This is a genomic window from Acinetobacter sp. UBA3025 (genome assembly GCF_002367915.1).
GTDB lineage: Bacteria > Pseudomonadota > Gammaproteobacteria > Pseudomonadales > Moraxellaceae > Acinetobacter.
The window spans coordinates 1-14,999 of the sequence record NZ_DFDO01000077.1 but is presented as its reverse complement, the minus strand read 5'-3'; the positions used below and the strand labels follow the sequence as shown (position 1 = coordinate 14,999).

At 41.4% G+C, this 14,999-nt stretch carries 20 protein-coding genes and 1 pseudogene; 17 read left to right on the top strand and 4 right to left on the bottom strand.

Going from position 1 to position 14,999, the window contains the following annotated elements; all coding sequences use genetic code 11:
• Window positions 1-847, top strand: an 847-nt coding sequence (locus B4J23_RS03120) for a phospholipase D-like domain-containing protein (protein WP_291358731.1), incomplete at its 5' end; no start/stop codon positions are given.
• Between the two features lie 35 nt (window positions 848-882).
• Here the strand turns inward: B4J23_RS03120 and B4J23_RS03115 are convergent.
• A complete protein-coding gene (locus B4J23_RS03115; protein WP_291358730.1) occupies window positions 883-1,692 on the bottom strand; it encodes a lysophospholipid acyltransferase family protein in 810 nt (269 codons plus the stop codon).
• 189 nt (window positions 1,693-1,881) lie between these two features.
• On the opposite strand from B4J23_RS03115, the gene B4J23_RS03110 reads away from it, so the two are divergent.
• The 7 genes from B4J23_RS03110 (at window position 1,882) to B4J23_RS03080 (ending at window position 6,488) form a co-directional block, all read left to right on the top strand.
• Entirely contained in the window at window positions 1,882-2,013 is a 132-nt protein-coding gene (locus B4J23_RS03110; RefSeq protein ID WP_004785224.1) for a hypothetical protein, read from the top strand.
• 76 nt (window positions 2,014-2,089) lie between these two features.
• The gene (gene hflX, locus B4J23_RS03105) at window positions 2,090-3,430 is read left to right on the top strand and encodes a ribosome rescue GTPase HflX (protein ID WP_180053025.1); all 1,341 of its coding nucleotides are present in this window, start codon (window positions 2,090-2,092) and stop codon (window positions 3,428-3,430) included.
• Between the two features lie 34 nt (window positions 3,431-3,464).
• The gene (locus B4J23_RS03100) at window positions 3,465-3,836 is read left to right on the top strand and encodes a hypothetical protein (RefSeq protein WP_034704120.1); all 372 of its coding nucleotides are present in this window, start codon (window positions 3,465-3,467) and stop codon (window positions 3,834-3,836) included.
• A gap of 9 nt (window positions 3,837-3,845) precedes the next feature.
• On the top strand, window positions 3,846-4,520 hold the full coding sequence (locus tag B4J23_RS03095) for an LrgB family protein (protein WP_159123660.1): 675 nt from the start codon (window positions 3,846-3,848) through the stop codon (window positions 4,518-4,520).
• 87 nt (window positions 4,521-4,607) lie between these two features.
• Complete coding sequence (locus B4J23_RS03090; RefSeq protein WP_284880625.1) at window positions 4,608-5,054, top strand: DUF2147 domain-containing protein; 447 nt, start codon at window positions 4,608-4,610, stop codon at window positions 5,052-5,054.
• A 397-nt stretch (window positions 5,055-5,451) separates the two neighbouring features.
• Window positions 5,452-5,901 carry a DUF2147 domain-containing protein gene (locus tag B4J23_RS03085; protein WP_005237150.1) on the top strand — a complete coding sequence of 150 codons (450 nt, stop codon included), beginning with the start codon at window positions 5,452-5,454 and terminating at the stop codon, window positions 5,899-5,901.
• Between the two features lie 140 nt (window positions 5,902-6,041).
• The gene (locus B4J23_RS03080) at window positions 6,042-6,488 is read left to right on the top strand and encodes a DUF2147 domain-containing protein (RefSeq protein ID WP_180034242.1); all 447 of its coding nucleotides are present in this window, start codon (window positions 6,042-6,044) and stop codon (window positions 6,486-6,488) included.
• Between the two features lie 56 nt (window positions 6,489-6,544).
• Here the strand turns inward: B4J23_RS03080 and B4J23_RS03075 are convergent, their stop codons facing one another.
• From B4J23_RS03075 to pdxA, 3 genes are read right to left on the bottom strand one after another with little or no spacing between them, the layout of a single operon-like run.
• Complete coding sequence (locus tag B4J23_RS03075; protein ID WP_104425779.1) at window positions 6,545-7,390, bottom strand: symmetrical bis(5'-nucleosyl)-tetraphosphatase; 846 nt, start codon at window positions 7,388-7,390, stop codon at window positions 6,545-6,547.
• A gap of 5 nt (window positions 7,391-7,395) precedes the next feature.
• Window positions 7,396-8,208 (bottom strand): 16S rRNA (adenine(1518)-N(6)/adenine(1519)-N(6))-dimethyltransferase RsmA, encoded by an 813-nt coding sequence (gene rsmA, locus B4J23_RS03070; protein WP_291358729.1) that lies wholly within the window; start codon window positions 8,206-8,208, stop codon window positions 7,396-7,398.
• A 30-nt stretch (window positions 8,209-8,238) separates the two neighbouring features.
• Window positions 8,239-9,207, bottom strand: coding sequence for a 4-hydroxythreonine-4-phosphate dehydrogenase PdxA (gene pdxA, locus B4J23_RS03065; protein ID WP_376745455.1), 969 nt, complete (start codon window positions 9,205-9,207; stop codon window positions 8,239-8,241).
• Window positions 9,208-9,742: 535 nt separating this feature from the next.
• Here pdxA and rplM point away from each other — a divergent pair.
• From rplM to B4J23_RS03020, 9 genes and pseudogenes are all read left to right on the top strand, one after another.
• The gene (rplM, locus tag B4J23_RS03060) at window positions 9,743-10,171 is read left to right on the top strand and encodes a 50S ribosomal protein L13 (protein WP_004785249.1); all 429 of its coding nucleotides are present in this window, start codon (window positions 9,743-9,745) and stop codon (window positions 10,169-10,171) included.
• 12 nt (window positions 10,172-10,183) lie between these two features.
• Complete coding sequence (rpsI, locus tag B4J23_RS03055; RefSeq protein ID WP_004785251.1) at window positions 10,184-10,570, top strand: 30S ribosomal protein S9; 387 nt, start codon at window positions 10,184-10,186, stop codon at window positions 10,568-10,570.
• 332 nt (window positions 10,571-10,902) lie between these two features.
• Window positions 10,903-11,553: a glutathione S-transferase N-terminal domain-containing protein gene (locus tag B4J23_RS03050; protein WP_291358728.1), complete on the top strand. Its 651-nt coding sequence runs from the start codon at window positions 10,903-10,905 to the stop codon at window positions 11,551-11,553.
• Window positions 11,554-11,566: 13 nt separating this feature from the next.
• Complete coding sequence (locus tag B4J23_RS03045) at window positions 11,567-11,995, top strand: ClpXP protease specificity-enhancing factor (protein WP_291358727.1); 429 nt, start codon at window positions 11,567-11,569, stop codon at window positions 11,993-11,995.
• 18 nt (window positions 11,996-12,013) lie between these two features.
• The gene (locus B4J23_RS03040) at window positions 12,014-12,661 is read left to right on the top strand and encodes a hypothetical protein (RefSeq protein ID WP_180003890.1); all 648 of its coding nucleotides are present in this window, start codon (window positions 12,014-12,016) and stop codon (window positions 12,659-12,661) included.
• A 453-nt stretch (window positions 12,662-13,114) separates the two neighbouring features.
• Window positions 13,115-13,430: pseudogene (locus B4J23_RS03035) on the top strand (roadblock/LC7 domain-containing protein).
• Window positions 13,431-13,517: 87 nt separating this feature from the next.
• Complete coding sequence (locus tag B4J23_RS03030; protein WP_291358726.1) at window positions 13,518-13,922, top strand: hypothetical protein; 405 nt, start codon at window positions 13,518-13,520, stop codon at window positions 13,920-13,922.
• A gap of 21 nt (window positions 13,923-13,943) precedes the next feature.
• Window positions 13,944-14,435: a hypothetical protein gene (locus B4J23_RS03025; protein ID WP_291358725.1), complete on the top strand. Its 492-nt coding sequence runs from the start codon at window positions 13,944-13,946 to the stop codon at window positions 14,433-14,435.
• A 73-nt stretch (window positions 14,436-14,508) separates the two neighbouring features.
• Window positions 14,509-14,999, top strand: a 491-nt coding sequence (locus tag B4J23_RS03020; RefSeq protein WP_291358724.1) for a GTP-binding protein, incomplete at its 3' end; no start/stop codon positions are given.

Here is a 14,999-nt window from a genome sequence, read left to right as displayed (position 1 = left end):
CTTCCCGAGCCTGAAACAGCAGCTGGAAGAATATAGCCATGATACTGCAATCCAGAACTATCTGAATCTGGCCAATCGTTCACAGGCTTTCGATAAATGGCTGGAACATAATATTCAACTCGATTGGGTGGAAGCTGAAGTTGTCAAAGATCCACCAAGTAAAATCAAGTCAAAGGCTAAAACTGAAGATCATTTGAACTTCCAGTTATTACAACATCTGGAAAAACCGGAAGAAAGTGTGGATATCGTGTCTGCCTATTTTGTACCGGAAAAACAGGGTGCAGAACGTCTCAAGAAACTGGCTTCAGAAGATGTCAAAGTTCGTGTACTCACCAACTCTTATAAGGCCAATGACGTGCCGCTGGTCCATGCCTTTTATGCTAAATATCGTCAGGAATTGCTGGAAAATGATGTAAAGCTCTATGAGTTTTTGGCCGCGCCAGATGCCGACAACCTGAATGCCAATACTGAAGAGCTGGCACAAAAAGCGAAGGTCAGCTTAAAAGGCCTGAGCCGTTCCAGCCTGCATGCCAAACTGATGGCCATTGACCAGAAACAGGTATTTATCGGTTCTTTTAATTTCGATCCACGTTCAGCTTATTTGAATACTGAAATTGGCGTATTGCTAAATAGTCCTAATTTGGCCCGTGCAGTACACGAAACCATGGACAAAAACTTAAGCAAGTATGCCTATAAGCTGGTTCTGGATGCCAACCAGAACATTAACTGGAAAATCCGCAATGCCAAAGGTGAAACAAAGACCTTTAAAAAAGAGCCAGGAATGAAGTGGTATCAAAAAGCCTCAATAAAATTCCTGTCGATACTCCCGATCGAAGGTTTTATGTAATGAATATCTCTGAGTATTTCTAATAAAAAAGCCTCTTAATGAGGCTTTTTTAATACTTTGGCTTGCAACCTTTGCAAACCCTCCAGCATATTTTCATGTACTAATGCAGTCAGGCTTTCTATTGTATGCCCTTCGGTCGCAATTGCCGGCAAGGCCATCAGATGAGCCGTGACTTTAGGCATTTCCAGAACATTCTGTACATGTTTGGCAAAACTGATATTCCCAATAAAAGGTGCCACCATATCCAGTTCGCCCTGCTGATTCACATAACAGATCAGGCAGATTTGTACCGGACGTTGCGCTTCAATCGCCGCACCGAGAATACGTCCATAAATTTTTTTAATTGAGCGTCCATCAGATGTGGTCGCTTCAGGAAAAAACAGGACTGGAATATTCTGCTTCAGGAAGCCGGTAATCTGTTCACGGATTCGGACCGAATCTCCTGAACCACGCTTGATAAATAAGGTGCCACCACCTTTAGCCAGCTTGCCTAAAATTGGCCAATTTTCAATTTCAGCTTTGGCCAGAAAAAACACTCGCGCGCCTGAACCCAAAACGGCGATATCCAGCCAGGACACATGATTGCTCACCCATAATGCCGGCTCACGTGGAATCACGCCATGGACCTGAACCTCAATATTAAATACCTTGCACAACTGGCGACAGAAATACTGCACATATCGGGTATTGTTCGGGTTATTCGGGTCTTTATACAAACCATGACGGTAAACCAGATAAAACCCCTGGCTGATGGCTGCTAATGCAGAAGTCGTTTTTCTTGTATAAAGAAAGAATTTTGCAAAACCTTGTATCTCAGGTGATTGATTTTGTACAGTCGAGTTCATAAAAAGGTCACTAAATCCTAAACAAGATACAGGGAATATCCACGAATTAAACTCATTTTATACTGTTCATGTCCAACTTGCATTGATAATAAAAAACGACCAAGTACATCTATATTTTCAATTTAAATTCATTAAATAAATTAAATAAAATAAATTAATCGAAATATTAGATTAAAAAGGATGCTCATCATGCAAGATGAAACAGTGAAATCAGCTGAGATGATTCGGCCCTTAAAAGTATTAAGCTATATCTTGGGTGGTACCCTGTTATATACGGCGTTGCTCGTAACACTTGCACAACTGTTTGTCACGGCACTCTAAAACAAAGCTCGCTATTTCTGTATCTGTAAAGTTCATTTTCAACTAAAATGAAGTTTTCAACTGGAGATTGGCCTGAGTGGAATATTTTGAGCAACATCAGGGAAAAGAACGCGTCATACTGGTCAGTGTGAGTGTACAAATGCTGGATGACCTTGATGCTGAAGAGTTTCATCTGTTAGCTCAATCTGCAAATGCCGAAATTCTGGAACATCTTTTTGTTCAACGCTTAAAACCGGATGCCAAATTCTTTGTGGGTTCAGGAAAAGCAGAAGAAATTGCTGAACGGGTCAAAGAACTGGATGCCAATCTGGTTATTTTCGATCATGCGCTGACACCTGCCCAAGCACGTAACCTTGAAAATGTGGTGCATTGCCGGGTGGTTGATCGTACCGAACTCATCCTCGATATTTTTGCACAGCGTGCCCGTACCTATGAAGGGAAACTGCAAGTTGAACTGGCACAATTACAGCATCTGTCTTCACGACTGGTTCGTAGCCGTACCAATCTGGATAGCCAGAAAGGCGGGATCGGTCTGCGTGGTCCGGGTGAAACCCTGCTAGAAACAGATCGCCGTTTATTGCGTATCCGCATGGGACAGCTTAAAACCAAAATAGAAAAAGTCCGTCAAACCCGTATTCAGGGCCGTGTTGCTCGGCAAAAAGCGGCTGTTCCAACCGTGTCTTTAGTAGGTTATACCAATGCGGGAAAATCTACCTTATTCAATATTCTGGCCGATAGCGATGTTTATGCAGCAGACCAACTATTTGCGACTCTGGATCCAACTTTAAGACGCCTGCAATGGGACGGCGTCGGTAATCTGGTACTGGCAGATACGGTAGGCTTTGTGCGCAATCTTTCGCATTCACTGGTCGAATCTTTTAAAGCAACTCTGGAAGAAACCGTTGAAGCCACCCTGCTTTTGCATGTGATTGATTCCAGCAGTCCGGAAATGCTTGAACAAATTGAAGCCGTTGAAAAGGTGCTCAAGGAAATTGGTGCCGACGTCCCGGTGTTACGGGTTTATAATAAAATCGACTGTAGCGGTGAAGATGCCAAAATCATTTATCGCCAGCCCGGTCAGCCTGAACGAGTCTATGTTTCAGCACATAGTGGTGAAGGTCTGGATCTGTTACGCAAAGCCGTGCATGAAGCATTAATGGGTCAGATTCAGCACTTTGAACTGGTATTGAAACCTGCCTATGGCAAACTGCGCAATCAACTTTATGCGCTGAACGTGATTCAGTCTGAACATTATGATGATGAAGGTCAGTTACATATCGATGTACGGATTGCACCTCCGAAGCTGGAACAGTTGATCAAACAGGCTCATTTACCGATAGAAGAAATTCTGGGATCTCAAGCACTTCAATTCCAGCGTCCACTTGAAGAGTTTGAAATCCAGCGTAAGATCGAGTAAAACTTGATAAGTAAACTTTTAAATGACATCACCAATGAACTGGATAAAACATATTGACTGGCCAGCATGGATCAGCACTCTCCTCTTAATTATTGTATTTCGTGAAGCTTCAGTCTGGCTAATGACCCAGCTAGATCATCCTGAATTGGGCAACCTGGTCGGACTCATCAGCCTGCTAGTCACCTTATTTGCCTGGCGCTATTTTGGCAAAATTCCAGCGCGTCTGGTGGATACTAATAACAAGCTGATGAAAGAAAGTGCCTTCGCTTTTTTACCGATTAGTGCAGGCGCGCTAATTATGTTGATGCATATGGGACAAAAAATTCCGGCCTTTATGCTGGTGTTATGCCTGAGTACTCTGCTCCCTCTTTGGATCTACGCCAAAATGGCAAAACGCTGGTTATAGGAGTCGCACATGTTTTCTGTTCTTTATGGCTTTGCGATTACCTTAATTGCTTATCTGCTTGCCAAACCCTGCAATCGTGTTATTCCGCAAATTCCTGTGATTGTGTTTAGCATGTTCCTGGTGCTGGTGATTTTATTGGTGCTGGGTATTCCTTATGAGCATTATATGGATGAGGTCAATCCACTGTTTAACCATTTGCTTGGTTATGTCACAGTTGCACTGGCGATTCCGCTAGCCGCCATGCGTTATGATGACCTGCCACTGAAAGCTATTGTCGGAATTCTGGTTTTTGCCAGTATCAGTGCGGTCGCCTTACCGATGGGTCTCGCCTATTTACTACATATGTCTTCTGGCGACATCATGGCCTTTGCCACCCGTGCAGTCACGACACCAATTGCAATTAATATTGCGACCTTACTGGAGGCACCTGTTAGTCTGGCCATTCTGATCGTCATTTTGTCTGGCGTAATTGGTGCAGCATTTTCACCATTTATTTTACGACATATCAATGATGAGCGTGCTTCAGGTCTGGCTCTAGGTCTAGCAGCACATGCGATTGGTACAGCTCAAGCCTGGCAGCGTGGCAGTGTTGCCGGACGTTATGCTACGTTTGGCATGGCAGTGAATGCCGTTTTTACTGCGATCTGGTTGCCAACTTTTATACTTTATCTGCAAAAAATGTGACTCATCAATCAATATTTAACGTTTGTTTCTGAATGAAACTATTCTTACTATAGGGAAATAAAGAATTTTTCACTCAGGAACAGACCTATGAAAAAGGTTCAATTATTATCCTTTTTAGCCCTGACCTTTTTCAGTCATCTGGCTTTCGCTTCCGATATTTCAGGCACCTGGAGAAGTATTGACGATAAAACAGGATCAGCTAAAGCGATTCTGGAAATTCGTGAAACTTCAAATGGTGTTTATACTGCCAAAATTACCAAGATTACGCCTCGTCCTGGCTATACACCGCGCGAAACCTGTGTTTCCTGCCCTGCACCTTATACCAATAAACCGATTCTTGGTCTGGATGTACTCACCGGCTTAAAGGATGCAGGCAATAATAATTTCTCTCAAGGTAAACTGATTGACCCTTTATCCGGCAATATTTATAACACCAAAGCTAAATTAAGTGCCAATGGCAAACGTCTAACCCTACGTGGTTATGTGGGTGTTTCAGCCTTAGGACGCAGCCAGACTTGGATTAAACAAGATTAATTCATGACTTAGTGCACAGAAGCTTGCATTTTCATGCATTAAGTTGTATCAATATTAGACAGATGCTTTTTTTATACAATATAAAACATGCATATAAATATTAGATTCATTTGCTTTAACAGGCTTAGCATCAAACGGATTTTGATGGGCAATATAAGGAGATAGAATGCAAGACATTACCATGTTAAAGATCTTATTGAATTTCTCTGCTTTTACTGAAAATTCAGCCACAAAGCAATTAACATCGGCATATTTCTGTCATGGGGAATCAACAGGGTTAAAGCAGATTGATCGAGCAATCTGCAACGCTCATTACTCTAAAATCAACCAAAATTAAAAAACCACACGCTTGTGTTTGGGATAGTTTGTTTCATCTATGAAAAAAGGATAAATATAAATGAATAAATCTAAATTAGGATTAATGCTCATTGCTACATTCATGACTGGGACCATTTATGCACAAGACTTGACCGGGACATGGCAACAAATCGATGATAAGACTGGTTCACCCAAAGCACTGATTGAAATCCGTCAGGACAGCAATGGTACTTATGCCGGCAAGATTGTCAAAGTAACGCCTCGTCCAGGTTATACCCCGCAAAAAACCTGTAATAAATGTCCTGCTCCTTATACTAATCAGCCAATCCTGGGGATGGATGTACTGACAGGTTTAAAACAGGTTGGTGATAGCGTGAATTATGAAAAAGGTCGTGTGATTGATCCATTGACAGGTAAAATTTACGATGCCAAGGTTCGTCTGAGCAGCAACGGCAAACGTTTAACCCTACGCGGTTATGTGGGTGTATCTGCTCTGGGTCGTAGCCAAACCTGGATTCGTCAGGAATAAGTTCACACTTTTTCTCAAAGCTGCCAAACAGGCAGCTTTTTTTATAAATTTAATTCCATGTTTTTAATTATTTATTGACTATTTGTGCAATCTTCCTAACATGTGCGGGTAATAATGAAAAGTTCTTTGGAATGATGGATATGTTAAAGAAGATATTCCTTGCCACATTGACTACAGGATTCATGATGAACCTGTGGGCTCAAGATATTAGCGGAACCTGGCAACAAATTGATGATAAAACTGGAGCAGCAAAAGCCATCATTGTCATCGAAAAAGAAGCAAATAATACTTACTCAGGCAAGATTGCGAAAATCACGCCACGTCCAGGTTATACACCACGCGAAAAATGTAATAAATGTCCAGCCCCTTATACCGATCAACCGATTTTAGGCATGACTATTCTAAAAGGCCTGAAACACGTTGAAGGCACCAAAAATTATGAAAAAGGTCGTGTCATTGATCCATTGGCAGGTAAAATTTATGATGCCAAGGTTCGTCTAAACAATACCGGCAAGCGTTTAACACTACGTGCCAGTATGGGTGTTTCAGTTCTGGGCCGCAACCAGACCTGGATTCGCGCAGACTAATCATCAGCACAATAAAAAAGCCACGTTCAACGTGGCTTTTTTGAGCTTTAAATATTTTAAAATACCGGATTATCGACGGCAAACATTTGCTGGTCTTCCAGTCGATAAGCCATCAACTGATTACCCCAGACACAGCCGCCATCGACATTCTGAATTCGCCCAGAAATGGTTTTACCCTGTAAAGCGGCCCAGTGTCCAAATACAATTTGATGGGTTGCTGCAGTTTTCGATTCAAATTCAAACCAAGGCTTAAAACCTTCTGGCATCGGATCATCCAGTGAATCTTTAAAACTATATTCCAGACGCCCTTCTGCATCAGTTAAACGCATCCGGGTCAGGTAATTCACGATACAGCGTGTACGCTCATGACCTTCTAATTCATCTGACCAGAGTGTAGGCTCTTTCCCAAACATTTCCTTTAAGAAAGTATCCACCACCTCAAAATCATCATGGGCAATAATGGCTTCTACTTCTTTAGCCAATTCAGCCGTCTTGGCTGCATCCCAGATATTGGGAATACCGGCATGGGTCAGTACCGTCTGTTCATTCGGAAACAGACACATCGGCTGTTTACGGATCCAGTCAATTAACTCATCACTGTCGATCGCATCAATCACATCACGGACATTATCCTTGTCTTTAATCGGCTTAATACCGCGTGCATAAGCCAGCAAAGTCAGGTCATGATTACCCAGCACTGTTGCCGCCACGCCATTATCGACAAGCTTTTTAATGAAGCGTAATGCACCCAGCGAGTTTTCCCCTCTAGCCACCAGATCACCAGCAAACCAGACAAAGTCCTGATCAGGATCAAAACGGATTTCTTTCAGCAGTGCCTTCAAGGCTTCAAAACAGCCTTGTACATCACCAATCACATAATTGTATCGAACAGTGCGGGTCATTATTTTTAAGCTACCATTTGATCAGATAATGCCACAAATTGGGCAAGTGACAGTGTCTCTGGACGTGCCATTGGATCCACACCTGCCTTTTCAAAACCATCTTCAACCAGCATCCCTTTCAGGCTATTACGCAAAGTCTTACGGCGCTGGGTAAATACATGCGATACCAGACGAGCCAAAGCTTTTTCATTTTTTGCCACGATCGGTTTTACATCATATGGCTCCAAACGGAACACGGCAGATGTCACTTTTGGTGGCGGATTAAAAGAACCTGGCGGCACTTCAAACAGAAAAGTCGGTTTGCAGTAATACTGGATCATCACCGACAAACGACCATATTCTTTGGTGTTCGGTGAAGCTGTAATACGATCGACCACTTCTTTTTGCAGCATGAAGTGCATGTCTTTCACTTTGTCACCAAATTCCAGGAGATGGAACAATAGTGGTGTTGAAATGTTATAAGGCAGGTTTCCGACTACACGTAGCGGACGACCTTCTTCAAACAAATTAGTGAAATCGTATTTCAGTGCGTCTGTTTCAATAATGGTTAAACGTTCAGGATGCGGCACACGACTCGGCAAACCAGCGGCCAAGTCACGGTCCAGCTCAAGTACGGTCAAGGCATCACATTCACCAATTAAAGGAGATGTCAAAGCTGCCAGACCCGGGCCAATTTCAACAATATTTTCGCCTGCACGCGGATTTACGGAACGCACAATTTTGGCAATGACACGTTGGTCATGTAAGAAGTTTTGACCAAAACGCTTGCGCGTGTGATGCCCTTCATCTTTTGGGTTTAAGGCATTAATCTGATACATAGACATTTCCAACGTGTAATAAAGACGAGATCATTGACGCGCTAAATCCAGCGCCAAGTCCACAGCCACATGTAAGCTTGAGCTTTTCGCAAGGCCTGTACCTGCGAGGGAGAGTGCTGTGCCGTGATCGACAGAAGTTCGGATAAACGGTAAGCCCAAGGTAATATTGATGGCTTCACCAAAGCCCTGAGATTTTAACACAGGTAAACCTTGATCGTGATACATCGCCAGAACAGCATCGGCATCTTTCAAATTTTCAGCGGTAAATAAAGTATCTGCAGGCAGGCTCAGACTCATATTGATACCTTGAGTACGGTAAGTCTCCAGTACTGGATTGATGACTTCAATCTCTTCCATACCCAAATAACCGCCCTCACCTGCATGTGGATTTAAACCACAGACCAGAATATGCGGATGCTCGATTTTAAACTTCGATTTTAAGTCATGAATCAGGATATCAATCACCTGATGCAAGCGTTCCGGAGTAATGGCATCGGCAACTGCACGAAGTGGCAGATGGGTGGTTGCTAAAGCAACACGTAAAGTTTTAGTCGCTAGCATCATCACCACACGCGGTACACCAGCAAATTCCTGGTAATACTCGGTATGACCACTGAAATGGATGCCTGCATCATTAATGACTGACTTCTGCACTGGCGCTGTAGCCACTCCGACACTTTTACCTGATATGGCATATTTGGCTGAACGACGCAGCTGTTCGAGTACATAAGCGGCATTGTGGCTATTTAGCTGACCTAGTACTACCGGTTCTTTTAAAGGCACATGCTCAACATAAAGCTGACCTTTTTCTGAAGAAGTCGTTTGCCCTGTGTATTCAATCAGTTCAACCAGAAGTTTTAACTGCTGCGCCCGTTGACGGAGCATATACAGATCGGCAAGTACCACCAATGGACGCTCATCAATACGATCCGCCAGACTCAAGCAGATATCTGGACCAATTCCGGCAGGTTCACCACTGGTAATATATAAAGGCAGCATGACTTTCTTCTGTATTATCAATTGTCCTTATTTTAGTACAAATTTCACAGGGAAAGTTTTAGATAAAGGTTTAGATGATGTTTATTCAAATAATACTGTACATTTCTCATTATATTAAAGAAAGATAAAACCGGGCTGACGTCAATAAACCCTATAAAGAGTTTCAGGCAATCCTCTCAACACTCGACATGTTTAGCTTTTGGCATTTTCAAAGAGGATTGTCTCAAGTTTAGAAAGCAAACCTACGCAGACGCGAAGACAGGTCATTTGCTAAAGAAATACATATTAAAAAACAGGTGAATTCATTCATACAAAGAGGCGCCCATAGTCTTAGGCCTATTTTATTATTTAATGATTAATCATATGTGTTTATAGGCTAAAAATCCTACTGGTCATTCATTGAAAGACGTTGTAAAATACAGCGCTTGAAATTTTATATTTTCATTGTGGTTCTCCCGGCTTTCGGGTAGAATTCGGTCTCCTTTTGTTTGGACAGCTTCCATAGTCCAAACCAACTATAATAGGTAGTGGTTTAATGAAAACTCTCAGCGCTAAGCCAGCTGAAGTTCAACACGACTGGTACGTTGTTGATGCTTCTGGCAAAACTTTAGGTCGTCTCGCGACTGAAATCGCTCGTCGTTTACGCGGTAAGCATAAAACTTCTTATACTCCTCACGTTGACACTGGTGATTACATCGTTGTTATCAATGCTGAGCAAGTTCAAGTGACTGGTAACAAATCACTTGACAAGAAATACTATCGCCATACTGGTTTCCCTGGTGGTATTCGTGAAACTAATTTTGAAAAATTAGTTGCTCACAAACCAGAAGAAATTTTCCAACGCGCTGTAAAAGGCATGTTGCCAAAAGGTCCTCTTGGTTATGCAATGATCAAAAAAATGAAAGTGTACGCTGGTACTGAGCATCCACATACTGCTCAACAGCCACAAGTTTTGGACATCTAAGGGATACAGCACATGGCTACTAACTATGGTACAGGTCGCCGTAAGACCGCAACTGCACGTGTTTTCCTATCTGCTGGTACTGGTAAACTCGTAATCAACAACCGTTCTTTAGAACAATACTTCGGTCGTGAGACTGCTCGTATGGTTGTTCGTCAACCTCTAGAGCTTCTTGAAGCGACTGAGAAATATGACCTTTACATCACTGTTGCTGGTGGTGGTATCGGTGGTCAAGCAGGCGCTATCCGTCACGGTATTACTCGTGCACTGATCGCTTCTGACGAAACTCTTAAACCTGCTCTTCGTCAAGCTGGTTTCGTTACTCGTGATGCTCGTGAAGTTGAACGTAAGAAACTTGGTTTACGTAAAGCTCGTAAACGTCCTCAATTCTCTAAACGTTAATTCGTTTACCGAATCGGACAAAAAACCCTGGTTTATTCCAGGGTTTTTTATGGCTTGAAATTGACCACTTAGTTGGATTCTATATTTATTGTTCATGCACATCCTTACCCCATACCCCTTCATGACACCAGAAGGATTTGGTCAGATAATAATTCGCAACACCGATGATAATAAACAGAATGATTAAGCCAAAATTCATGATCATATTGTTCTGCTCCTTTCATTTTTTTCTCTACTCTACCCTGCCTTAGTCCAATTGGCTTTTTATGCTTCGTGCTTTTTAGGTTGATTTTTAGTATCCTAGTCTATTCATTAGAACTTAATCAGGATTTATGTCAGTCGAAAGCGCGCCACTTCAAGGAATCACCTTATATAGCCATGCCGATGACTTTCGTTCCCATTGGATTCGCTACGTACTTGCTGAAAAGCAGATTAAATATAACCTGATCCTGGTCGATAGTGATGATGAAGATCTGGCCAGCCTCAATCCTTATAATCAGCTACCGATGCTGATTGAAAATGATCTGAAATTATTTATTAGCCAGATTATTTCTGAATATATTGATGATCGCTATCGCCAGAACAAGCTCTATGCCGATGCACCGATGCCGCGAGCTGAGCAACGCCAATATCTATGGCGCTTTGAACATGACTGGCTTAAACTGGCCGATATCATGCTCAAACACCCGGATTCTTTAGATCCCGCTGCGAAAGCTCAGGCGCAAAAACAGCTTCGCGATATTCTGGTATCACTGATGCCACTATTTCAGCACTTTCCCTATTTCATGTCAGAGCAGTTCAGTATCTTGGACTGCATGCTTGCGCCGATGTTCATCCGTTTGCACAGTATGGGTGTAGAATTACCTAAACAGCAATGCCGCCCATTCTATCTGTATTGCCAGCGAATCTTCAGCCGTCCTGCTTTTATCAAATCAATGACGTTGCAGGAAAAGAACCGCTACGCTGCCCAGTTATCAAATTAATCGAGTATTCATTATGTCTGAACAGGAATTCAACCTTACGCCTACACGTCCTTATATGTCTCGTGCGATTTATGAATGGATCTGTGATAACAATATGACACCATACCTATTGGTTGATGCTACGCGTCCAAATACCATGGTTCCAGAACAGTTTATTAAAGATGGCCAGATTGTCCTGAATATTGTGCCGCATGCAGTTCATGCGCTGAATATGGATAATGAAGCCATCACCTTCTCAGCACGTTTTGGTGGTGTATCACGTGATATCTATGTACCGATGGCAGCAGTCCTCGGGATCTATGCACGTGAAAATGGTCAAGGATTATTCTTTGATCCAAATGAATATGAGCATACACAAAGTGATGAAGATGCTTTAAAATCAAGCACTGAAGAACAGCCTGAACCCGCAAAGAAAAAACCAACCCTAAGGTTATTAGATTAAAAATAATGGAGTAAGTGAATGGCTTTTGATTTAGTACAATATTTTGTTGAACAGATAGAAACTCAAAAGCCTGAGCTTCTACAAGGCTATACAAAAGAAGAAAGACGTAAATATATTTCAGAAATCAATGCTCTCACTTTAGGCAAACTGATTAGCGAATGGCGTAACAATCCGCAAAAAATATATAATGAAATCAAGCATCCAGATAAACTTTATATTCTGGAAATAGCCCGTCACCTGACTACCCGAGTGGAAAACAAGTCAACTTTACCGAAACCCGAGCTGGAACAGCTCACGTCTGAAATTTTCCATTTTCAGCTGACTGAATTGAAGCAGTTACATGATACTGGCAATCATAATCAGACCAGTATCCAAGAGCTGTTGAAAGGACAAATTGAACATTTGTCTGGCCAGGCAGATGATTGGGTTTGGACAACAAATAACCTAACAGAACTCAAAGGCTCTAAACCAATTCATGAAGAAGAGCTATCATTAGAAGCATCAATGAAGGAGTTTAGCCAAATGGTTCATCAAAATAGCCAGCATCATGATGTTGAAGAAGTTGCTGTTGTAGAAACACCAACCTGGGCAAAAATCGTTGAGCCAGTGGTTGCGCTTGCGATTCTTTGGGTACTGATTGAAGCAGTATTACGTGTATTTGCGTAAATACTTCAACCTCAAAAATTCAGTTTTACTAAAAGCCAATGAGATATTGGCTTTTTTTATTCTTTAAATTTATTAGAGAATGAAGTGAATCTATTTTTTCAACTGAAATTTTTACCTAATTAGTTCCATAATCCATTCAAAATATTTTATTACATCTTTTAGATTAAGGTGAGATTATAGATTAAAAAATAATCACAGAATCATTTCACATATCCTTAAATAAAAAAATAAACGCATCACATAATTAAAAAGTACAAGTTAAAAATTAAGATATAAAGTAAAACATTAAATTTTATATGGTTTTTATTTCAATTGTAATTTACTTGCCCATTTTTATAATGAATTTGAATGAAAAAGATAATATTCGAACTTCATCAAATACAACTAACGCATCAACTATTTTTATAATAGGGAAATATTATGGCTAAGGTAACCTAAGATACACTTACAGACATTGATGGTTTCGTTGCTGCAGCATTAGCTGATGGTGAAAGCGGCTTGGCTTTAGCAACTCAAGGTGGTGGCAATATCGATCTTGGCCGGCAATACAGAAGTGGTTCGCGCAAAACGCCGTGTAGCGAATTCATTAAATCTGAATGACTCGATTGAAGATATTCTGATTACGCTGGGCAAGCAATATCATCTCATTCGCCCACTCGAAAAGAATAACAATGTATTCCTGTATCTTGTACTGGATCGTTCTAAAGCAAACCTGGCTATGGCTCGTCATGAGCTTAAATCTTTTGAACAAGGTTTAGACTTTAGCTAATACACAGTTTTCCCCTTTATTTCATGCAATAAAGGGGATCCTTATGCGCTTCACCCAATAAAATATAAACTTTAATCGAGACTTAAAATGCATAGGCATTATATTCATATTGGAATAGCAGGTTTAAGTATTCACGATGCAGATGAACTAAAAAAGACTTTACAGCACATCACTCCTGATCATTTTATCCTGCAATGGAACACTGCTTCCGATCCTCATCTCGATTGCCTGTTGGTGTATGAATACTTTCTTGAAACAGAGGGTATCCAACGTGTTCTCAAAAACCAAAAATGCCCTTATTTATGTATCTCTAAAAATGCTCAATATTCGAACCAGATTATAAATAATACGCTCGCTTTACCCCTGCAAAACACACAAATTCTCAAGCACTGGTTTGAGCAAAATATTCTTAATTCAGAAATTACCTCTGAAATAGAAGAACCTATATTTTCAGCCCCCATTCAGATCCAGCAATCTTCTGACTATCCTTAGACGATTAACTTTTTTAAAGAGATGCTACATCCTGAAAAAGGTAAATTACATCTCTATGCCCGGCATGGCACCATTGCCATCATTGACTCAGCAAAAAATCTGGCCTGGTTAAACAAAGACCGGGCTGAAACAGGCACAGACTTTTCTTTTCAATATGACTTTGCTTCTACTAGCGACCTCTTAAAAGTGACACGTAGAGAAACACAGATTCTGCAGGACTGGTTATGGAATTTCTTCTGGGATTCACCCAGCTTTGCACAGATCGCGCCTGAAGATGGTCACTACGAACTTCACTACTGGCCAAAGCCAGGTCATCCGCTACATAAAAAACGTATTTTTAGATATCTGCCTGCTTTATTCAAGGCGCTAAGATTTCAAAAATTGCTGAACAACATGCGATTTCTTTACTCACACTTCGACAATTTATTGCAGCCAGTATGGCTTCAGGAAATATTGAAAAAATTAATGCTTGGGAAAGTCGTTATCGCACCACTGAGCCAGTTGAAAGAATAGAACAGCAAAGTTTCATTAAAAGCTTTTTTGGAAAGCTACGATTTAAATTTGGATTTTAATAAAGTAAATACTTATGATTCTACAACAATATAAAATCGTTTTTGCGGGCTCCATGGGCGCAGGTAAAACAGCCGCGATACGTTCATTATCTGATATACCAGTGTTACTCACTGAGGCACTGAATACTGACGACCGCAGCCATACAAAAATGGAAACCACGGTAGGAATCGATTATGGTGAGATCACATTAGAAGATGGAACCAAAATTGGCCTATATGGGACGCCTGGACAAAGCCGCTTTGACTTTATCTGGCCTGTCATCTGTCAAGGCGCACTAGGTGCCATTATCCTTATTGATCATACAGTGAGTGATCCGATCCAGGAACTGGAAAGCTATATCGAAGTATTCCAGGAATATACCCATAATATTGCCATTGGGATTACGCACAGTGATCTTGAAAGCCCTCATTTTACCCAGATTTATAAGGACTGGCTGATCCAGCAGGATCTCTATACCCCCCTCTTTTTTGTAGATGCTCGTCAAAAAGACGACATCTTGCTTCT